General features: G+C 68.7%; 14 protein-coding genes. 9 read left to right on the forward strand and 5 right to left on the reverse strand.

Annotated features, from left to right (window positions below; genetic code table 11):
* From TSH20_RS16255 to TSH20_RS16275, 5 genes are all read left to right on the forward strand, one after another.
* Positions 1 to 1,811, forward strand: a 1,811-nt coding sequence (locus tag TSH20_RS16255; RefSeq protein ID WP_109075725.1) for a hypothetical protein, incomplete at its 5' end; no start/stop codon positions are given.
* Positions 1,812 to 2,030: 219 nt separating this feature from the next.
* Positions 2,031 to 3,344, forward strand: coding sequence for a glycosyltransferase family 4 protein (locus TSH20_RS16260; RefSeq protein WP_109075726.1), 1,314 nt, complete (start codon positions 2,031 to 2,033; stop codon positions 3,342 to 3,344).
* 197 nt (positions 3,345 to 3,541) lie between these two features.
* Positions 3,542 to 4,729 carry a polysaccharide pyruvyl transferase family protein gene (locus TSH20_RS16265; RefSeq protein WP_109075727.1) on the forward strand — a complete coding sequence of 396 codons (1,188 nt, stop codon included), beginning with the start codon at positions 3,542 to 3,544 and terminating at the stop codon, positions 4,727 to 4,729.
* A gap of 42 nt (positions 4,730 to 4,771) precedes the next feature.
* The gene (locus tag TSH20_RS16270) at positions 4,772 to 5,566 is read left to right on the forward strand and encodes a hypothetical protein (protein ID WP_109075728.1); all 795 of its coding nucleotides are present in this window, start codon (positions 4,772 to 4,774) and stop codon (positions 5,564 to 5,566) included.
* 138 nt (positions 5,567 to 5,704) lie between these two features.
* The gene (locus tag TSH20_RS16275) at positions 5,705 to 9,130 is read left to right on the forward strand and encodes a DEAD/DEAH box helicase (protein WP_109075729.1); all 3,426 of its coding nucleotides are present in this window, start codon (positions 5,705 to 5,707) and stop codon (positions 9,128 to 9,130) included.
* A 6-nt stretch (positions 9,131 to 9,136) separates the two neighbouring features.
* Here TSH20_RS16275 and TSH20_RS16280 read toward each other — a convergent pair whose 3' ends face one another.
* The 4 genes from TSH20_RS16280 to TSH20_RS34655 all read right to left on the reverse strand — a co-directional run bounded on the left by TSH20_RS16280 (position 9,137) and on the right by TSH20_RS34655 (position 14,033).
* Positions 9,137 to 10,372 carry a hypothetical protein gene (locus TSH20_RS16280; protein ID WP_109075730.1) on the reverse strand — a complete coding sequence of 412 codons (1,236 nt, stop codon included), beginning with the start codon at positions 10,370 to 10,372 and terminating at the stop codon, positions 9,137 to 9,139.
* A 3-nt stretch (positions 10,373 to 10,375) separates the two neighbouring features.
* Positions 10,376 to 11,935 (reverse strand): glycosyltransferase, encoded by a 1,560-nt coding sequence (locus tag TSH20_RS16285; RefSeq protein WP_109075731.1) that lies wholly within the window; start codon positions 11,933 to 11,935, stop codon positions 10,376 to 10,378.
* Positions 11,936 to 11,996: 61 nt separating this feature from the next.
* Positions 11,997 to 13,718, reverse strand: a complete 1,722-nt coding sequence (locus TSH20_RS16290) for a hypothetical protein (protein ID WP_199232437.1) — start codon at positions 13,716 to 13,718, stop codon at positions 11,997 to 11,999.
* A gap of 99 nt (positions 13,719 to 13,817) precedes the next feature.
* The gene (locus TSH20_RS34655) at positions 13,818 to 14,033 is read right to left on the reverse strand and encodes a hypothetical protein (RefSeq protein ID WP_136703772.1); all 216 of its coding nucleotides are present in this window, start codon (positions 14,031 to 14,033) and stop codon (positions 13,818 to 13,820) included.
* 237 nt (positions 14,034 to 14,270) lie between these two features.
* On the opposite strand from TSH20_RS34655, the gene TSH20_RS16295 reads away from it, so the two are divergent.
* Genes TSH20_RS16295 through TSH20_RS16310 form a run of 4 tightly spaced genes read left to right on the forward strand, consistent with a single transcriptional unit; the run spans position 14,271 to position 18,127 of the window.
* A complete protein-coding gene (locus TSH20_RS16295; RefSeq protein ID WP_109075732.1) occupies positions 14,271 to 15,278 on the forward strand; it encodes a sulfate ABC transporter substrate-binding protein in 1,008 nt (335 codons plus the stop codon).
* A 3-nt stretch (positions 15,279 to 15,281) separates the two neighbouring features.
* Entirely contained in the window at positions 15,282 to 16,184 is a 903-nt protein-coding gene (gene cysT / locus TSH20_RS16300) for a sulfate ABC transporter permease subunit CysT (RefSeq protein WP_109075733.1), read from the forward strand.
* Positions 16,174 to 17,061: a sulfate ABC transporter permease subunit CysW gene (gene cysW, locus TSH20_RS16305; protein ID WP_109075734.1), complete on the forward strand. Its 888-nt coding sequence runs from the start codon at positions 16,174 to 16,176 to the stop codon at positions 17,059 to 17,061. Before cysT ends, cysW begins: the two co-directional genes overlap by 11 nt.
* Before the next feature lie 28 nt (positions 17,062 to 17,089).
* Positions 17,090 to 18,127: a sulfate ABC transporter ATP-binding protein gene (locus tag TSH20_RS16310; protein WP_109075735.1), complete on the forward strand. Its 1,038-nt coding sequence runs from the start codon at positions 17,090 to 17,092 to the stop codon at positions 18,125 to 18,127.
* A gap of 5 nt (positions 18,128 to 18,132) precedes the next feature.
* Here the strand turns inward: TSH20_RS16310 and TSH20_RS16315 are convergent, their stop codons facing one another.
* A complete protein-coding gene (locus TSH20_RS16315) occupies positions 18,133 to 19,830 on the reverse strand; it encodes a monovalent cation:proton antiporter-2 (CPA2) family protein (RefSeq protein ID WP_109075736.1) in 1,698 nt (565 codons plus the stop codon).
* Positions 19,831 to 20,513 lie beyond the last annotated feature (683 nt).

Genomic DNA, 20,513 nt, shown 5'->3' on the forward strand with positions numbered 1-20,513 from the left:
GGGAGGGGGGGGGGGGGGGGGGGGGGGGGGGCGCCCGCCGCACCCGCCTGCTGTCCGGTCTGGCGCAGGAGGCCTCCCGCCCCGATGGCTTCGCCGAGGTGCTGGGACGCTTCCGCGACGGTGCGCTGATGGTGCAGGGCTGGTCGCACGGCTTTCCGGCCGGCACTGCTCCTGTGCTGGTCGAGGCCGACGATCTGCGCCCCCATGCCAGCGCCGCCGCGCCCTTCCACCGCCCGGACCTGCCCGACGATGCCTCCGGTCTGCTGACCGTTCTGGAAGGCCCGGTCGCCGCGCCGGACACCATCCGCCGCATCCATTTCCGCGCCGCCGACGGCTGGCGTCATCTGGCGATTTTCGAGCACCGGCAGTTGCTGGCCGACGGTGTCGCCTCCGCCCACGCCCGCGACATGCTGGGGCAATTGCAGGGCGATGCCGCCCGCCGCGGTGTCGCCGCCGCCATCGCCGCCCGTTACAATGGGGTGGAGACGGTGTCGCAGATCCAGGCTCCGGTGCGTATGGGGCTGGACATGGCGGTGCGGGTTCCGGGGGCCGGGCTGTTCGTCTGCGGCTGGCTGCTTGACCCCACCCAGGCGGTCCGCGCGGTGACGGTAAAGGGCGCCAGCGTGACGGCGCGGCTGGACACCGATTGGTCGCGGCTGTCCCGCAAGGACGTGTCCGACGCCTTCGCCCACGACCCGCTGTTCGCCGGCCGCTTGGCTCCGGGCAACGACTCCCACGGCTTCACCGCCTTCGCCCGCGAACCGGCCGGCATCGCCGCCGACGCCGAGTTCCATCTGGAACTGACGCTGGCCGACGGCATCGCCTTCCTGCCGCTGCCCTGCCAGCCGCCGAGCGGTGATGCACTGCGCCGCATGCTGGGGGCGGTCAATCCCGACAGCCCCTCCATCGACCGCGTCGTCGCCACCCATCTGGGGCCGATGCTGCGCACCGCGGCGGCGTCGCAGGCGGCTCCGTCCTCCGTCCTGCACCCGATGGGCCGCGCCCTGAAGAGCCCGCGCGTGTCGGTGGTCCTGCCGGTCTGCGACGGGCGCGAGGATGTCGACCTGAACCTCGCCCGCATGGCCAACGACCCGGACTTCGCCGAGGCGGAAATCCTGGTGGTGGCCGGCACCGGCACGCATGAGCGGCTGGCCGGCATGGTCCGGCAGGCCGCCGGCTTCTATCGTCTCTCGGTCGGCTTCGTCGCCGCACCCGGCGCCGCCGATCCGTTCGAGGCGGTCGCAGCGGCCCTGCCGCATGTCCGCGCCGACCGTGTCCTGCTGCTGTCGCCGTCGGTGCTGCCGACCGAGCGCGGCTGGCTGTCGGCGCTGGAGCGCGCGATCCGCAAGCCGAACGCCGTGGGTTCCGCCGCGCTGGCGCCGGTGATGGCCAGCCCGACCCTGCTGTACGAGGATCATTCGGTCCGCTTCGCCGGCATCGTCGCGGTTGAGGGTCCGGACGGCATGGTCACCTACGAGCGCCGCTTCGCCGGATATCCGCGCGACTGGCTGAAGGAGCAGGAGGCGTCGGCGGTCGATGCCGCCTCGGCCGACTGCGCGTTGCTGCCGCGCGAACTGCTGGTGCGGGTGATGGCCGACGGCGGCCGCTATCTCGGGTCGGAGCCGAAAGGCCTGGACCTGTGCCTGCGGGTTCGGGCGGCCGGCGGGTCGTGTCTGTGGCTGCCGAAGGTTCGATTGGTGGCCGTCGACGAACAGTCCCGCACTGCCCGCGACCCCAGGCTGGAGCGCATGAGCGCGCTGGTCGACGAATGGAGCTTCGCGGAGCGCTGGAAGGCGTCGATCGCGGCCTGAGTTATTGCCCCCACCTAACCTCCCCCGCTCTCAGCGGACCTCCGGTTCGCCTGCCGCGTCAGCACAAAGCGAAGCTTTGTGCGAGAGCTGGGCGGGGGAGGGACTGCCGCTGAACGCCGACAAAGCTCCTGTCCCCCTCCCCCGCCCAGCGGGGGAGGGTTGGGGTGGGGGCAAGCGACACAACCACTTCTCCCCCAGCCTCGGACAAACGGTCACACGATGAGCAAGACCAAGCGCGCGCTGATCATCAGCCATGGCCACCCCTCCTTCTCGCTGGGCGGGGGTGAGGTCGCCTCCTACAACCTGCACAACGGCCTGCACGACCTGCCGGGCTGGGAAAGCCATTATCTGGCCCGCGTGGCCCCGCCCATCGCCCAGCATCGCGGCTCCGCCCTGATGGCGCTACGCCAGAAGGAGCGGGAGGTGCTGTATTACGCCAACGACTACGACCATTTCCGCCTGTCCAACCGCAACCTGCCGGGGCTGGAGAAGGACTTCGTCCGCTATGTCCGCGACCTGCAGCCGGACGTGGTGAACTTCCACCACTTCCTCGGGCTGGGGATCGAGACCATCCAGGCGGTGCGCCAGGCGCTGCCGCGCGTGCCCATCGTGGTGACGCTGCATGAATACCTGTCGATCTGCCACCACCACGGCCAGATGGTGAAGACCAGCCGCAACGCCCTGTGCTACCGCGCCAGCCCGGCCGACTGCGCCGGCTGCTTCCCCCACATCGGCGAGGCCGAGTTCTTCAAGCGCGAGCTGTTCCTGAAGACCTTCCTCGAACAGGCCGACTTCTACATCAGCCCGTCGAACTTCCTGATCGACCGCTATGTCGATTGGGGGCTGCCGCGCGAGAAGTTCCGCATGATCGAGAACGGCCTGACCATCGAGGGCATCGCCCCGCCGCGTCCGGTCACCCGGGCCGGCAAGCGCAACCGCTTCGCCTTCTTCGGCCAGCTGACCGAGTTCAAGGGCGCCCATCTGCTGGTGGAGGCGGTGTCGCGTATCTCCGAGAAGGCCTGGGGCGAGGACGGCGCGCTGATGATCTTCGGCGGCAACCTGGAACGCCAGCCGGAAGCCTATCAGAAGCGCTTCAACGATGCGGTGGAGAAGGCCGGCGACCGGGTGCGCTTCTACGGCAGCTACCGCTCGGCCGAGCTGCCGGGCCTGATGAAGGACGTCGATTGGATGATCATCCCGTCGATCTGGTGGGAGAACTCCCCCGTCGTCATCCAGGAGGCCTTCCTGCATGGCCGCCCGATCATCGCCAGCAACATCGGCGGCATGGCGGAGAAGGTGACCCACGGCGTCGACGGCCTGCATTTCCGCAACGGCAGCGTCGAGGATCTGGTGGACCGCATGACGGAGGCGTTGACCACGCCGGACCTGTGGGACCGCCTGCGCCTGCGCATCCGCCGCCCCATCGACCGCGCCGAGTGCGCGCGCCAGCACTCGGAGGTGTTCGACGCGCTGCTGGCCGCCGGCGGCGCCGCGCCCTCGATGCCTGAGCGCGCGGTGGCGCAGCGGGCGTGATAAGGGAAAGTTGGAATGTGCTGTGATATTTTCGAATATCGAGAAGATTTCATTCTGCAGAACGCCGAACATATTGGTAATGTCGGATCGAAAATCGCGGGGCCTATAGCATAGGTCCAGTGCGAAGATTCGATTTAGCCCGGCGGTGATCCGGGCAATATCCGCCCCTATTATCGCCCAACCCAGGGAGAGCCGCCGTGGCCAACATCCTCGTCATGATTCCGTCGGGCGAAGTCTACGATCACGACTGCGTGCGTTGGTACAGCTACCAGGACATTCAGCGCAGCATCGATCACTATCACAACATCGGTGACGCGTTCGTCTTCGACTCCTCGTTGAAGCTGCTGACCTACGACAAGCTGGACGTGCTGGAGATTCGCGAGTTCCGGCAGGAGGTCGTCGACCGGATCAACGCGGAATACGACTACGTCTTCCTGCGCGGCAGCAACTACATCCACGATTCGATGGACTGGCCGGCGGCGACCATCCAGGTGCTGGCGAAGCTGCGCATTCCCGTCATCGCCTTCGGCGTCGGCGCCCAGGCGCCGGCCACCGGCAAGCTGACGCTGACCGAGGAAAGCAAGCGCATCTGGCGGATGATCGCCGACAAGTCGACGACGCTGGGCGTTCGCGGCACCTACACCGCCGAAGTGCTGTGGGACCTGGGCATCAAGAACACCCGCATCGTCGGCTGCCCGACCGCCTTCCGCAACCGCGACCCGGAACTGCGCATCGACCTGCCGGCGCTCGACAGCGTGCGCAAGGTCGGCATCACCATGCGCCGCGAGGTCTCCAAGCATTATTCGCCGGACGTGCGCAAGTATCTGGAGCGCCACCGCGACTTCGTGAAGGACATCTCCCGCCGCTTCGACACCGTGCTGATGATGCAGGGCGAGGTGGAGGAGAAGAAGCTGCTGTGGGGCACCGAGGAGCAGAAGGCGGAGGCCTGGACGCACCTGCATGACAGCGCTTGGCTGAAGCAATGGTATTTCGACGACGAGATGGATGCGCTGTACCGCGAGCGTCTGTGGTACTCGGACGTCGTTGCCGACTATGAGAACCTCGTGCGGTCGAAGGACCTCGTGCTGGGCTATCGCCTGCACGGCAACCTGATGGCTCTGTCGAACGCCACGCCGTCGGTTTACTTCAGCTACGACAGCCGCACGGCGGAGTTCGCGGAGACCTTCGCGATCCCCTGCTACAACGTCTATTCGGACAAGCCCTTCGTCCTTGAGGAATATTGGGACCAAAGCCTGTTCGAGAAGTTCAACCGCACCTACTACCAGCGCTATCGCGACATGCGGGAATTCCTGGACGAGAACTACGTCCCCCACCGCATGCCCAGCCACACCCTGCGCCGCGCCACCGACCGCAAGGCGGCGTAAGCGCAAGCGCCCTGTCCAGCCCAACAACCGGAAGCCGGTCCAATGTCCGCCACCGCCAAGATCGTCGAGCTTCGCGAGACCACCCCCGTGGCCGATCCCATCGACGCACCGCAAGCGGCGGCCATCGTCGGTCACATCGACGCCCTGCAGGGTGGCCGGGTGTTCGGCTGGGCGTGGGACGGCAACCATCCGGCCGACCGGCTGGAGGTCGAGTTGCGGCTGGAGCGGGACGGCGGGCCGCCGGAAACGCTGGCGCGGGTGGCGGCCGACCGGCCGCGGCCCGATCTCGTCGACGGCGGCATCGGCGACGGTGCCCATGCCTTCGAGGCGGAGGTGACCTTGCCGGAGGGGGCGGACCCCTCGCGGGTGGTGGCGGTGGTGCGCTCGCCCTCCACCGGCGAGACCGCGACCTTTGCACAGCCAAACCCGGAGGACCAGCGGCTCGACCGGTTGCTGGCGCCGCATCTGCAGCGCATCGGCGAGCGGCTCGATGCGGTCCGCCGCGACCAGCGCCAGCTTGCCGCCGCCCAGCAGGCCATCGGCCGCCTGCTGCGCGATGCGGGCGAGGGGGTGACGGCCCTGCGCGCCGACGCCTCCCGTCTGGAAAAGGCCCAGGGCGAGCGAACCGATTCCCTGGCCGGGTCCTTGCGCGAACTGACGGAGCGGGTCAGCGGGCTGGAAGTGTTCCTGATGCGGATGGACCAGAGCCTGCGCGGCCTGGACAGCGCATCGGCGGAAATGACGGGCGGAGCGGGCTGGTCGCCGCTGCTGACCGTGCTGGGGTCGACGGCCGGCGCCTTCCTGGCGGTTCTGGTCGGCTGGCTGGTGCTGCACTGAACCGGAAAGTTCCGCTAGACTGAAGGGTAGGCAACCGCGGGGGACCCGGCGGTGTTGAACCTCCGCAGCCCCGCCGTCCCTCCTCCCGAGGGGTGCGCGGAGCCAACGACCGGAGCCTGCCCACCATGTACGCCCATCATGCTTGACGGAGTCCCCGTCGCCGATCCGTCGCCCGACACGCCGCCCCCGGTTCCGGCGTCGTCTCCCGCCACATTATCCGTGCAGAGCGAAGGCGAACTGGCCATTCGGCTGGCCGCGCTCGCCCGCCGGCCCGGCGGTGTCCTGCTGCTCGCCCGCAGCGACGCGCGCGCCACCCGGCTGGCGCGGTTGGTGGGTGACCTGTTCCCCGATCTCGACACTGTCCTGCTCCCGATCGACGAAACCGCCGCCGGTGACCGTGCCGCGCCATCGCGGGCTGTGCTGGGCCGCCGTGCCGCCGGCCTGATGCGACTGGCGGAAGGGGAAGCCCCGGCGTCCGGGCGACTGGTGGTGGCTTCGGCCGATCTGGCACTGCAACGGTTGCCGCCGCCACAGGCTTGGGCGGGCGGACGCTTCCGCCTGACGCGGGGCATGGCCTATGACGAGGCGGCGTGGCGCGGCTGGTTCGCCCGCACCGGCTATGTGCTGGACGACCGGGTGGATGAACCCGGCGAGGTGGCGATCCGCGGCGCGGTGGTGGAGGTCTTCCCCGGTGACTGCGACCGCCCGATCCGCTGCGACATCGCCGACGGCATCGTGCGCGACCTGCGCCTCTACGATCCGGTGTCCCAGCGGTCGACCGAAACCATCGACGGAATCACATTGGGTCCGGTAACCGACCTGATCGTCGGGCCGGAGATGCTCGACCGGCTGGCCGCATGCCTTACCGGATTGGGGTCCGCCCTGCCGGACAATCTGCGGCGGCAGTTGGAGGAGGGCCGGCGACCCTACGGCTTCGACCTTCAGCTACCCAATGTCTTCGACGACTGTCCACTGCTGCTGGACCTGCTGCCGGATGCGGTGGTCGTGATGGATGCCGGCGCGCGCGACCGCATCGAGGCGCGGGCCGAGGATCTGGCAGAAGCCGGTCTGGACCGGCGCATCCGCCGCGACGATTCCTGCCTGCTGCCGGTCCCGGCACTGGAACGCCGGCTGATCGATGCCGATGCGCTGGAGAAGAAACTGGCCGCCCGCTCCGTGCTGCCGGTCGAGGTGAAGGCCGGTCCTCCCGTGGAAGCGGCGCGAACCGAACGCACGCTGCTGCGGCGCGCTGCAGCCTTGGCCGGCGAGGGCAGGGCCGTGCTGCTCGCCGCCCGATCCGGCACGGGGTCCGGCGAGGCCGACCGATTGGCGGAGCGCGCCTCTGCGGTGTTGGGGCGTCCGGTGCCGCGGCTGGACCGCTGGCCCGATCCGCCGCTGGCGGCGGGCGACTGTGCCGTGCTGCCGTTGCGGATGGCCGACGGTTTCGTCTGCGACGGCATGACGGTACTGGTGGCGCCACGCCACGGCGAGGATGGCGGTGGCGCGACGCCGACCCGGCCGCCGCTGGCCCCGTCGGAGCTGGCGACCGGAGACTTCGTCGTGCATCTCGACTATGGCATCGGCCGCCTGATCGGACTGGAAACCATCGCCGCCGCCGATGGCGACAAGGAGGACTCGGCCGCCGATTTCCTGGTGTTGGACTATGCCCATGACGACCGGCTGCTGGTGCCGACCGCCGATTTCGACCGGCTGTGGCGCCATGGCTCGGCCGACACCGGGGCGAAACTCGACAGCCTGAAGAACGCCCATTGGCTGGAACGCCGCGCCGTGCTGGAGGCGGAGATTGCCGAGACCGCCAAGGGCATCCTGCGCGAGGCCCGCCGCCGCGCCCGCGAAGTGGCTCCGGTCATCGACCCGCCGGCCGACCGCATGCGCCGCTTCGGCGCCCGCTTCGGCTTCGACCCCACCGAGGGGCAGCGGCGCGCCGTCCAAGCGGTGCTCGACGCCATGCGCCAGGGCCATCCGATGGACCATCTGGTCTGCGCCGATGTCGGGTACGGCAAGACCGAGGTGGCCTTGCGCGCGGCGGCGGCCGTCGCCTTTGCCGGCCATCAGGTGGCGGTGATGGCCCCGACCTCCGTCCTCGCCCGCCAGCATCTGGACGTGTTCCGCCGCCGCTTCGCCGGCTTTGGCGTGACGGTGGAGCCGCTGACCGGCGCCATGACCAAGGCCGAGGCCGACCGGGTGCGCGCCGGGCTGGCCGACGGGTCGGTCGACATCGTCATCGGCACCCATGCGCTGCTGTCCAAGGACGTCCGGTTCGACCGTCTCGGCCTGATGGTGGTGGATGAGGAACAGCGCTTCGGCGCCGCCCAGAAGCAGGCGCTGAAGCGGCGGACCAAGGGCGTCCACAGTCTGGCGCTCAGCGCCACGCCGATCCCGCGCACCCTGCAGGGCGCCCTGGCCGGCCTGCGCGGGCTCAGCATCATCGATACCCCGCCGGCCCGCCGCCGGCCGGTGCGCACCGCCGTCACTCCGCGCGACCCCGCCACCGCCCGCGCCGCCCTGCTGCGCGAACTGGGGCGCGGCGGGCAGGCTTTCTGCGTTGCTCCGCGCATCGCCGACCTCGGCGGGCTGGAGGCGTGGATCCGCGAGCTGGCGCCGTCGGCCCGCATCGCGGTGGCGCATGGCCGGCTGGGGGCGGCGGCGCTGGACGATGCGGTGATGGGCTTCGTCGATGGCGAGAGCGACATCCTGCTGGCGACGCCGATCATCGAATCCGGCATCGACATCCCGCGCGCCAACACGCTGCTGCTGTTCCGCCCCGACCTGTTCGGGCTGGGCCAGCTGCACCAGCTGCGCGGCCGGGTCGGGCGGGGTGCGGTGCAGGGCTACGCCTATCTGCTGACCGACCCGGACCACCCGCTGGAGGAGCGGGCGGCCCGCCGGCTCGGCTCGCTGGAGGTGATCGAGAGTTTGGGCGGCGGCTTCGTGCTGAGCATGCTCGACCTCGACCAGCGCGGGGCGGGCGACCTGCTGGGCGAGGACCAGAGCGGCCATCTGCGCGCGGTGGGAACCGAACTTTACCAGCGCATCCTGGCCGATGCCCTGCGGACGCTGCGCCGCCAGCCCGACGACCGCTGGGACCCGGAGGTGACGGTTGCGGTGCCGCACTGCATCCCGTCCGCCTACATCCCGGAGGAGGAACTGCGCATCGGCCTGCACCGCCGCATCGCCCGCACCCGCGAGGCGGGCGAGTTGGACGCCCTGCGCGAGGAGATGGAGGACCGCTTCGGTCCGCTGCCGGCCCCGGTGGAGCGGCTGCTGGCCATCGCCGACCTGCGCTGCCGTTGCCGGGCATTGGGCATTGCATCGCTCGGCTGCGGCCCGGCGGGCGTCGCCGTCACCCTGCGGGGCGACCGCGCCGCGGCAAAGGCGGCGACGCTGGCGAAACGCTCCAAGGGCTTCCTGCGCGCCCAGGACGACCGGCTGTCCGCCGCGCTGGAGGCGCCGGACGCCGATGGGCGCCTCGCCAACGCGGCCCGCGTGCTTGACTGCATCGAGGCGATCGTCCGCAAGGCGCAGCGGCGAAAGCGGGGATAGGCTCGGTCAGCCGCAGGCGCGTGTGATGACCCGCGGCAGGATGGCGGTCAGTGCCAGGGCGTCGAAGCAATGCTCCAGATACGCCGACCGCAGCCTCGCGCGGCGGTCGGCGTCGCCGGCCAGCGTGGAGAGCAGGCGCACCGCGTCGTCCTCTCCGGTGAAGGTCAGCTGATCCTCGTATGGGCCGAACAGCAGGGCGGTGTCGGCGTGGCGCCAGCTCACCAGCAGCCCGTTCCGTTTGACGATCTCCAGCGTCCTCGGGAAGATCGCCGTGTCGTAGGCGAGGCTGCCGAAATCCAGGCAGGCCGCCGCGGTGGGGTAGGCGTTGCGCGGTGCCGCCGACACCGGACCGGCATCGAGGCCGAACCGCTCCCAGCCATTGCCCCACAGCGAGAATCCCTCGCCGAAGCCGCGGCGCAGCGCGCTGGCGAAGCGGCGCCGGTTCTCCACCGCGAAGGCGATGGTGAAGGCCCGGTTGAACTCCAGGGTCCAGGCCGGATCCGCCGACCGGTCGGTCAGCCCGCAGCCATCCATGGCCTGCAGCCGGTGCAGCATCGGCCGTTCCATCATCGCCGCGGCCACCGTCTCCGCATCGCGCCGGATCGCCGGGGAATCCGGGGCGCGTCCGGATTCCAGATGCTCCGGCCAACCCTGCCCCAGATAGAGGAAACGGTCGCGCACCGACGCTTCGGCCCCGGCGTCCGAATGCCCCTTCATCGCGGCATAGGGGTGGTGCCGGAGTCCGGGCGTGTCCTGCGCCATCCAGCGCTTGTAGAGGTCCACGGTCCCGTCCGCTGCCGGAGCGGTGCAGATCGACCGATGAACCCCCAGCGGCTCGTGGAAGACCCGGCTCAGCCCCAGGCGGACGGCCTGCTCCGCCGACCCCTGGCACATGCACCACATGGACACGTCGTTGTCGGCCATCCAGCGGTCGGCGTCGCGGATCTGCTCCGCCGTGCCGGCGCCGATCTCCTCCAGCGGGTGCTTCAGGCAGATGTGGACGATGGCCGGCCCCTTGCCCGGCTGGCCGCCGAACTGTGCGATGTAGGCGCGCAGCATCTCCACCGTCGGCCTGGGAATCTCGAACAGATTCAGCACGAACAGGACGTCGATGCGGCGGTCGATCACATCCTGCGAGATGTCGGGCAGCGCCAGCACGGACTCGTGCCCCAGATCGACCAGGGCGGCGTGGATCGACCACAGGATTTCCGATGTGCCCTGTCCGCAGAGCAGGAAGCGCATGCGCTATCTCCGCGCCGCGAACAGGCCGGCCGCCTCGACCATGTAGGCGGAGAGCTGCGCGTTGTCGGCGCCTTCCCGCTCCACCGCGGCGATGCGGGCGCGGGCCTGCTGCCGCGCTTCGGCAAGCAGCGCCGGATCGCCGGCCAGGGCGGCGGCACGGGCGACGAAGGCCGCGTCGTCGGCCACCAGGAAGGAGGGGCCGGCCACGCTGGCGACGTCTCCACCGTCGAAGGACAGCACCGGCACGCCGCCCGCCATCGCCTGCGCCGCCCCCGCTCCGCCGCCGGTGCGGCGCGGATTGACGAACAGATCGCAGACCGACATCAGCGCCTCCATCCGGTCGACATGGCCGAGGCTGCGCAGCTGCCCGGCATGCCCGTCCAGGGCCAGCCGTCCGGGCAAACTCTCCACCCCGCCGGCGAACAGCACCAGCGCCTGCGGCACGGCGTCCAGAATCCGCCCCAGCAGCTCCAGGAACGCGCCGTCAGCCTCGGCATCCAGGCGGTTGCCGACCACGACACAGACGAACGCGGAGTCCGGCAGAGAGAATTCGGCGCGCGTCGCGGTATCCCCGGTGCGGCGCAGCGACAGGCCGAAGCGCGACGGGCGCCAGGACCGGGCGAGCCGCCCATGGCCGGCCGGCGGCGCATGGCCGCCGAAATCAAGCACGATGTCGGCAAGCGAAACGATCCGCCCGCTGGTCGTCGGGATGCACATCAGCGGACGCGCGCATTCCAGCAGGTCGGCGACGATCACCGAGCCGCCGAAGGCGATCGCCAGATCGGGATCGAACGCCTCCACCGCCGACAGGAAACCGCCCAGCTTTTCCGCGGTGACACCGGGCGCGGTGGACGACAGCATGCGGATCCGTTCGCCGCCGCAGCGGATCGTCTGCTCCCCCGCCAGCCTCTCTTCCAGCGCGGCGGCGAAGGGCGGGATGAAGGGGCTGTAATAGCGGTCCGGCATCATGTTGGTGTTGAGCACCAGAACCGTCCTGCCAAGGTCGCGCTGCAACCGTACCGCCAGCAGCAGCAGGTCGCGCGACGGCTGGTGTTCGGCTGACAGGAACTGGTTCGTCACGATGAGGACCCGTCCGGTCTCGGGCATCCCCGCCTGCCTTGCCGCCGGGCTCAGCCCCAGACGCAACGCGATCTGCCGCAGGAAGCGCTCGTAGAAGGCAAACAGGTGCTCCGTGACGAAATCGGGCACGGACGCCATGTCCATGCGCATCAGGAAAAGCTGGCGCTGCATGGACCAGTAGATCTGGTTCATCCCCTCCAGCGACGCCAGATCCAGCACATTGTCCAGCATGTCCAGAATGCGCAGGTATCGCCGCAGGTCGCCGGACACGGCAGCCAGGGCCGATTCCCGCAGGATCGGGTCCAGGTTGGCGGTCGCGGCGTCCAGCGCCTCCATCGCCCCGGCATCGCCGCCCAGCCCTGTCGCCCTCGCGGCTTCGCAGCTTTCCGAGATTTCCTTCAAGGCCTCCCCGGTGCCGGCCGGACCGTGCAGCCGGGCGATCAGGTCGGTGAGCGTGGTGGCGTGGAGGTCGGAGGCATGCATCGTTCGAACGGTCCCGGTTGGCACGACGACAGCCGGCGGCGCCTCGACGGGCGGGACTCGGTCAGCATCCGTTTCCACCCATAGGAGTGACGCCACCGGGTGTCAACGTCATCATCCCCGCGTCTTCCAACGGCGAGCGGATTTGCAGCCACCGCTCCTCGTATCGGCGGCGTTCGTCGGCTGCGGAGGGGGCGCTGCCGGTTGCGAAGGTCCAATAGCCGATCTGGAAGGCGATGTAGCAGGGAATGCAGAAGGCCAGCAGCCCGCGGTCGAGCGGCACGACCACTTCGACCAAGCGACACAGGGCCTCGGCCTGCATGTCCGACAGGTCGAACTCCACGATGCCGCTGGCCACGTCCCAGGCGATGTCCTGGCAGCCGATCAGGTCATGGGCGAAGGCATGGTCCAGCGCATCGCTCTTCATCAGCCGTCCGTCGGACAGCCGCAGCCATTCCCAGCGGTGCAGGCGGTTGTCGGTGACGACCCGGCGCAGGCCCGCGTCCAGTTCGGCCAGCCGGTCGGCCGTCCAGCATTCCAGCACCGTTGCGGCGCCGTCGCCCAACGCTTCGCCGATGTTGGTGCGCGCCATCGTCAACAGTTCCGTCAGGGCGGCGCCCGACCCGGACGGAGCGGGGAAGCGTTGGGCGCGGAAGGCCAGATAGCCGGCGAGGCGCTCCACGGCATCCGGTGTCGCCTCCGTCAGCGGGCGTGCGTCCTCCAGCCAGCGTTCCGCAAGGAAGCCGTGGCGCAGGGTGGACGGCTCCGCGGTGAAGCCGGCCGCGTGAAGGGCGCGGGCGCGCTCCAGCGCCTGTTCCCCCGCACTACCCAGCCCGGCGAATTTCAGCAGCCATGATCCCGTGGCTGTGCGCAGCAGGAATTTGCGACGCTCCTGTTGCGGATTGGCCGGCAGTCCATTGCAACGGCCGTACAGCCGCCGCCAACCGCCTCCCGACAGATCCTCCAACGGTGCGACGGGTGGGCCGAGACTGTCCACGAACCATCGCTCCAGCGGCGGGAGCGGCCTATCCATGGACCGGAACAGGTCGTCGAAGCCGACCACCGGGCGTACCGCCTCTGCCCATCGCTGCCGGTGGCGGTCGGAGGATTGCGGGCCAAGCTCGCCGCCATGGCCGGGCAGGAAGGCGATCCGGTCCGCCGCCACCCCCTGTGCCTCCAGCCAGTCGGCCACGGCGCCGAAGGAACTGCCCGACAGCCCCGGTCCTTCGTCCACGATGACATAGGCGGCCTCGGGATCCGCCAGCAAGGCGGCGCGCACTCTCTCCGACAGCCGCAGTTCCCGCCGGAAGGGATGGCCGACCGGCCGCAGCGTCACCGGCGCCGCCGCCTTCAGCGCAACCGCCGCCATCGCCGCCAGCCCGGTGCCGATGCTGCGCAGTCCGATCACCACCGGCGATTCGGCAAAGCGCGGCGGCAGACGCGCCGCCGCCTCCAGATAGGCTTCCGGGTAGAGGCTGTAGAAGGCATAGCCTTCGGCCCTGCGCATGCCGATCGTCTCGGGCAGCGGCAGCGCGGACAGCCGGTCGAGCGCGTCGAGAGTATCGGCGGTGTCCGGTGGAACGGCCGCCCGCCCGCCTAACAGCCAGGATGCGGCGACGCCGGCGGCAAGCTCCATCACCGCCGCCATGGCCGCATCCTGCACGGGCGTGCGGTCATCCATGCCTGAGGCGTAGAATTCCCAATCGGCCAGCCCCTGCGCCAGTTCGGCCGCTTCGATGAACAGCGTCACCAGGGCGCCGTGCCGCTCCGGACCAGGGGCGGCCATGGCGCCGCCGGCAAGGCCGCACCGCAGCCTCGCGATCCGGCGGCGGGGGTCTTCGCAAACCTCCTGATCGCCATAGACCAGCATCGCCGCCGGCCACCGTTACCAGGTCGGGAAGAACAGCAGCAGCAGGGCCAGAACCGCAAGAATACCCAGAATGCTCCACATGGCGGGGCGCCCCATGCCCCGCGAGGTGCCGGCCTTCGGGAGTTCAGTGCCCACTTTCCGGAAAGGGCCAGCCATCGTGTTTGCTCCTGACAATGTCGATCTGTCGGTACTCAACAGGGCAAGACCGGCAAAGTTGCCGGTTCCGATCATGATCCCCCGTCAGACACGGGAATGGTCACGCCATGCCGAACGGAGTTCCCCCAGCCACTTTTCGCCGTAACGCCAACGGGTTGATGGCAGCGCGCGGTTTTCCCGCAGCCGGATGCAAAAAACCGCTTCCCAAGCACGCCGTCCGCATGCAAACTCTACGAGAGAGATAGAAAAAGCGCCGGATATACCACGAAAGGATATCGTGGAAATCGGCAGCCACCGAAGGAGGTCACTGCCATGTCGCTTCGTCGTCTCACTCTTCTCGCCGCCGGTCTGACGGTGGCTTGGCTGGGTGTCGCCGCCGCAGATTCCAAGGATACGCTGCTGAACGTGTCCTACGATCCAACCAGGGAATTTTACGTCGAGTTCAACAAGGCCTTTGCCAAGACCTGGCAGGCGGAAACCGGCCGGGTCCTGACCGTGCGTCAGTCGCATGGTGGATCGGGCAAGCAGGCCCGCTCGGTCATCGACGGGCTGGACGCCGACATCGTGACCCTGGCGCTTGGCTATGACATCGACGCCATCGCCGACGCCGGCCTGCTGCCGAAGGACTGGCAAAGCCGCCTGCCGAACAACAGCTCCCCCTACACCTCGACCATCGTGTTCCTGGTGAAGAAGGGCAATCCGAAGGGGATCAAGGACTGGAACGATCTGGTGAAGCCGGGCGTCCAGGTCATCACCCCCAACCCGAAGACCTCGGGCGGCGCCCGCTGGAACTATCTGGCGGCCTGGGCCTACGCCATGCAGGCCAACGGCAACGACGAGGCGAAGGCCAAGGAATTCGTAGCGCAGTTGCTGAAGAACGTCCCGGTTCTGGACAGCGGCGCCCGCGGCGCCACCGTGACCTTCACCCAGCGTGAAATCGGCGACGTCCTGCTGGCCTGGGAGAACGAGGCCTATCTGTCGCTGCAGGAGTTCGGCGCCGACAAGTTCGAGATCGTGGTTCCCAGCCTGTCGATCCTCGCCGAACCACCGGTCGCCGTCGTCGACAAGGTCGTCGACCGCAAGGGAACCCGCAAGGTGGCGGAGGCTTATCTCCAGTTCCTCTACACCCGCGAAGGACAGGAGATCGCCGCAAAGAACTTCTACCGTCCACGGTCGCCGGAACTGGCGGCCCAGTATGCGGGACGCTTTGCCAATGTTAAGCTGGTTACCATCGACCAATTCGGGGGTTGGCGTGCCGCACAGCAGAAGCACTTCTCGGACGGTGGTGTCTTCGACCAGATCTTCCAGAAGGGCCGTTGACCCATGGTCGCCGCTGCCGACAGCGACACCGCTCTGGCAGGAAAGGGGGGCGCGGTGACGGTCCGCGCCACCGTTCCCCTCTTCCGGAAGCCCAGCGTCCTTCCCGGCTTCGGGCTGACGCTGGGCTTCACGGTCAGCTATCTCAGCGTCATCGTGCTGGTTCCGCTGGCGGCGCTGATCGTCAGGTCCAGTGGTCTCGGCTGGAGCGGTTTCTGGTCGGCGGTGACGACGCCGCGGGTGCTGGCTGCCTTCGAGGTCAGTTTCGGGCTGTCCTTCGCCGCCGCGCTGACCAATGCGATCTTCGGCTTTCTTGTCGCCTGGGTGCTGGTGCGCTACGACTTTCCCGGCAAGCGGCTGGTGGATGCGCTGGTCGATCTGCCCTTCGCCCTGCCGACGGCGGTGGCCGGCATCGCGCTCAGCGCGCTCTATGCCCCGAACGGCTGGCTGGGCAAGCCGTTGAACGAGCTGTTCGGTATGAAGGTCGCCTTCACGCCGCTCGGCATCGCCATCGCGTTGACCTTCATCGGGCTTCCCTTCGTCGTCCGCACCGTGCAGCCGATTCTCCAGGATCTGCCGCCGGAGGAGGAGGAGGCCGCGGCGTCGCTCGGCGCGTCGCGTCTGCAGACCTTCGGCAGCGTCATCGTCCCGGCGATTCTGCCGGCCCTGGTGACCGGCTTCGCACTGTCCTTCGCCCGCGGTATCGGTGAATACGGCTCGGTCATCTTCATCGCCGGCAACATGCCGGGCCTGACCGAAATCCTGCCGCTGCTGATCGTCATCAAGCTGGAACAGTACGATTATGCGGGGGCAGCCGCGGTCGGCACCGCGATGCTGGGGGTGTCCTTCGTCATGCTCCTGATCCTCAATCTCCTCCAGCAATGGATGAGGTCACGCCATGCCCGCTGATACCAGCTTGACCGCCCCGGCCTCCGTGGCGGTGGCGCCCGCCCGGTCGGCCCTGACCGAACCGGCCTGGGTCCGCATCCTCCTGATCGGCGGTGCCCTGCTGTTCCTGGCGCTGTTCCTCCTGCTCCCCTTGGTGGCGGTGTTCGTCGAGGCTCTGCGCCACGGCTTCGACGCCTATTGGGCGGCGCTGACCGAACCGGACGCGGTCGCCGCCATCGAGCTGACGCTGATCGTCGCCGCCATTTCTGTGCCGGCCAACCTGCTGTTCGGCGTCGCCGCCTCCTGGTGCGTCGCCAAGTTCGATTTCCGCGGCAAGAACCTGCTGATCACGCTGATCGACCTGCCGTTCTCGGTGTCGCCGGTGATCTCCGGCTTGATCTATGTTTTGCTGTTCGGCCTGAACGGGCTGTTCGGCGCCCATCTGCGCGACATGGGCATCCAGATCATCTTCGCCGTGCCGGGGCTGGTGCTCGCCACCATCTTCGTCACCTTTCCCTTCGTGGCGCGCGAACTGATCCCGCTGATGCAGGAACAGGGCTCCGACGAGGAGGAGGCCGCGCTGGTGCTGGGCGCGTCCGGCTGGCAGACCTTCTGGCGGGTGACCATTCCCAACATCAAATGGGGCCTTCTCTACGGCGTGCTGCTGTGCAACGCCCGCGCAATGGGCGAGTTCGGCGCGGTGTCGGTCGTCTCCGGCCATATCCGGGGCGAGACCAACACGATGCCGCTGCATGTTGAGATTCTCTACAACGAATACAACTTCGTCGCCGCCTTCGCGGTCGCCTCGCTCCTGGCCATGCTGGCGTTGGTCACGCTGGTCGTGAAGACCGCGCTGGAGTGGCGCTTCGGGGACGAACTGGCGGCGACCCGGCACTGATCGCCGGCAGGCAGAGGAAACGCAATCCATGGCGATCCAGGTTTCAGGCATCACCAAGCGCTTCAACGACTTCACCGCGCTCGACTCCGTCGATCTGGAGGTGAGGTCGGGAGAGCTTCTGGCCCTGCTCGGCCCCTCCGGCTCGGGCAAGACCACGCTGCTTCGCATCATGGCCGGGCTTGAAAGCCCCGACGCCGGCGGCCTGCTGCTGAATGGGGAGGAGGCGCTGGGGCTGAAGCCTCGCGACCGGCAGGTCGGCTTCGTCTTCCAGCATTACGCCCTGTTCCGCCACATGACCGTGTTCGACAACGTCGCCTTCGGCCTGAAGGTTCGACCGCGCGGCCAACGCCCAAGCTCCGCCGAAATCCGGCGGCGGGTGACCGAACTGCTGGATCTGGTGCAGTTGTCGCCCTTCGCCGGCCGTTATCCGGCGCAGCTGTCGGGTGGCCAGCGCCAGCGCGTCGCGCTCGCCCGTGCGCTCGCCATCGAACCGAAGGTGCTGCTGCTCGACGAACCCTTCGGCGCGCTCGACGCCAAGGTCCGCAAGGAGTTGCGGCGCTGGCTGCGCAAGCTGCACGACGACATCCACGTCACCTCCGTCTTCGTCACCCACGACCAGGAGGAGGCGCTTGAGCTTGCCGACCGCGTGGTGGTGATGAACCAGGGCCGGATCGAGCAGATCGGAACCCCGGCGGAGGTCTACGATCACCCGGCTTCCGCTTTCGTCTACGAGTTCCTCGGACAGGTGAACCGGCTCGACTGCACGGTGGACGGCGGCATCGCCCGCGTCGGCGGCGGCGCGCTCGCCATTGCGACCGAAGGCGGGGTGCAGGGGCCGGCGGTGGCCTACGTCCGCCCGCACGATCTCGGTATCACTCCGGCCGCAGGGGGGCCGGCGCGCATTTCCGGCATCCATGTCGTCGGCCCGGACGCCCGCATCGACATCGACCTCGCCGGTCTGGTGCTGGAAGCCGAGATGGACCGCGAGCGCCTCGCCACGCTCGGCATCGTCGCCGGCGACCGCTGTGCCGTCCACATCGACCGGGCCCGGGTGTTCGCGCGGTAGGACCTTTATTCAGCCACTTTCCGCTCGGCCAAGGCGCGGTAATTGCCGTCCCGATAGGATTTCAGGCTGAGGTCGATGGCGGCGGAATCGACACCGGCGCTGCGCAGGACGAGACCGGCCAGTTGCAGGCTTGCCTCCATGGTCTCCGGCACGATCGCGCTTGCGCCGGCCCCTGTCAGGGTGGCGCTCTGTCCCAGATCATGGGCGCGGGCGATGATCGGCAGCTTCGGGGCAGTGGCATGGATCGCCTCCACCGCGCGGTGGGCGGCATCCGGTCGGTTCAGCGTGATGACGGCGGCCCGCGCCCGCTCGATCCCGGCGGCGCGCAGCACGGTTCCCTGGCTGGCGTCGCCGTAATAGACCGGCAGCCCGTCATGGCGGGCGGCGGCGATCCGCTGCGGCTCCAGGTCCAGCGCCACATAGGCGATGTTGTGCTCGGTCAGCAGCTTGGCGACCGCCTTGCCGACGCGGCCATAGCCGCAGATCAGCACATGGCTTTTCAGATCGCTGGTCTCGATCCCGAAGGCTTCGGCACCCATCCGCGCTTCGATCAATTGGGTGAGGCGTTGGGCGACCGCGCCGATCGCCGGCGTCACCGCCATGCTGAGCGCCACCGAGGACGACAGCAGCAGGCCGGTATGACCGTCCAGAACTGACAGTCCGACCGCCTTGCCGATCAGCACGAAGGCGAACTCGCCGCCCTGCGACAGCAGCAGTCCGATCCTGAGCGAGGTGGCCAGCCCAAGCCCCGACAGCCGGCACAGCACGAACAGCAGCAGGCTCTTGCCGACCAGCAGGGCCGCGGTCAGCGCCGCGATGGTCTCCGCCTCGGCGGCCATGGCCGGCAGGTCCAGCGACATGCCCACCGTCATGAAGAACAGCCCGAGCAGCAGCCCGCGGAACGGCTCGATGTCCGCCTCCACCTGATGGCGGTAAGCGGTGTCGGCCAGCAGCATGCCGGCCAGGAAGGCGCCCAGCGCCATTGACATGCCGGCCTCCGCCGTCAGCCAGCCGACCGCCAGGACCACGAACAGGTTGGTGGCGGTGAACAGCTCCGGATTGCCGGCCGACGCGATGAACCGATAAGCGGGCCGCACGACGAAGCGGCCCAGCAGCATGATGACCAGGATCGCCGCCACCGCCTTTGCCGCGGCGAGCGCCAGCGCCAGCGGAATGCTGGCATCCGGATCGGCCAGCAGCGGCAGCAGGGTCAGCAGTGGAACGACCGCGAGGTCCTGGAAGATCAGCACCGCAACGGATATCCGGCCGAAGCGGGCGACCGTCTCGCCCCGTTCGACCAGCAGTTTCAGCACCGTGGCGGTGGAGGAGAAGGCCAGCATGCCGCCGACGATCAGGGCGGCCTCCGGCGACAGCCCGAGCCACCAGGCGGCAAGGCCGATGGCGGCGCTGGTCAGCCCGACCTGCATCAGTCCCAGCCCGAAGATGTAATGCCGCATGGCGCGCAGGCGCGAGACCGGCAATTCCAATCCGATGGCGAACAGCAGGAAGACGACGCCGAACTCTGACAGCACTTGGGGCACCGCCAGATCGACCACCGGCCCCGGAGTGTGCGGACCCAGCATCGCGCCCGCCACGAGATAGCCCAGCACCGCCGGAATGCGCAGGGCCTGGAACAGCGGGACCACCAGGATCGCGGCCAGCAGCAGGAACAGAACGTCGAGCAGAAGGGTAGGGTCGTGCATGGCCGGATCGGGAAAGGGCAGGAGCGCCCCTGTATCGTCTCCCGCTCGCCCATCCCGCAAGTGCGATGGCGCAGGACGGCATCAAATTGCCGCCGGGGGTGCCCTGTTGCCGAGGCAGGAGGGGTACGGCAAAATTGCGAGACGGTGCATTTTGCACTGGACGAGCCTCAAGTGTCTGCGTATATACCCGGCCCTCGACCGGCGGCGGCCCTGCGGAAGCGAAGGCGCTGGTGGTTGAGGCCCCGATGGATTGGGGCAGGGTCGTTTCCGCTCATTGCTCCGCCGACGCTTTGGTGGAGAGGCCAAAAAAAAGGGCTTGACCCGATTGGTCGAGAGAGCTAGAAAAGATGCCTGCCAGCGCGAACCGGTCGGTTTGCGCTCCTCCGATCTCAAAATGACGATGCATCGATCCGGTTCACCGGTCGATAATCTGTCGTGATCGGTCTGGATCTTGGACATTGTAGATCGTGAAGTCGAGAAGGGATGCGCAGGCGGCGGCAGTTGGTAGCCGTTGCGGCCTTGGGGTGCTGGGTTCCCGATGGGGATCGGCACAATCGAGGATCGTCTGTGCATCTTTTGAGCAGAGAAACTGTAACAGTATCGACGTTTCAGGAGATCGCTATGGCGGTCCTGTCAGTCGTGGCTTCGGTCACGATCTGAACCTGAGAGTTTGATCCTGGCTC

Origin of the sequence: Azospirillum sp. TSH20 (assembly GCF_003115935.1) — a bacterium.
In the GTDB taxonomy this organism is placed as follows: domain Bacteria; phylum Pseudomonadota; class Alphaproteobacteria; order Azospirillales; family Azospirillaceae; genus Azospirillum.

Coding starts and splice junctions, on each gene's coding strand:
- TSH20_RS16260 (WP_109075726.1), top strand. CDS start 2,031: ATGAGCAAGACCAAGCGCGCGCTGATCATCAGCCATGGCCACCCCTCC.
- TSH20_RS16270 (WP_109075728.1), top strand. CDS start 4,772: ATGTCCGCCACCGCCAAGATCGTCGAGCTTCGCGAGACCACCCCCGTG.
- TSH20_RS16275 (WP_109075729.1), top strand. CDS start 5,705: ATGCTTGACGGAGTCCCCGTCGCCGATCCGTCGCCCGACACGCCGCCC.
- TSH20_RS16280 (WP_109075730.1), bottom strand. CDS start 10,372: ATGCGCTTCCTGCTCTGCGGACAGGGCACATCGGAAATCCTGTGGTCG.
- TSH20_RS16285 (WP_109075731.1), bottom strand. CDS start 11,935: ATGCATGCCTCCGACCTCCACGCCACCACGCTCACCGACCTGATCGCC.
- TSH20_RS16290 (WP_199232437.1), bottom strand. CDS start 13,718: ATGGCCGCCCCTGGTCCGGAGCGGCACGGCGCCCTGGTGACGCTGTTC.
- TSH20_RS34655 (WP_136703772.1), bottom strand. CDS start 14,033: ATGATCGGAACCGGCAACTTTGCCGGTCTTGCCCTGTTGAGTACCGAC.
- TSH20_RS16295 (WP_109075732.1), top strand. CDS start 14,271: ATGTCGCTTCGTCGTCTCACTCTTCTCGCCGCCGGTCTGACGGTGGCT.
- cysT (WP_109075733.1), top strand. CDS start 15,282: ATGGTCGCCGCTGCCGACAGCGACACCGCTCTGGCAGGAAAGGGGGGC.
- cysW (WP_109075734.1), top strand. CDS start 16,174: ATGCCCGCTGATACCAGCTTGACCGCCCCGGCCTCCGTGGCGGTGGCG.
- TSH20_RS16310 (WP_109075735.1), top strand. CDS start 17,090: ATGGCGATCCAGGTTTCAGGCATCACCAAGCGCTTCAACGACTTCACC.
- TSH20_RS16315 (WP_109075736.1), bottom strand. CDS start 19,830: ATGCACGACCCTACCCTTCTGCTCGACGTTCTGTTCCTGCTGCTGGCC.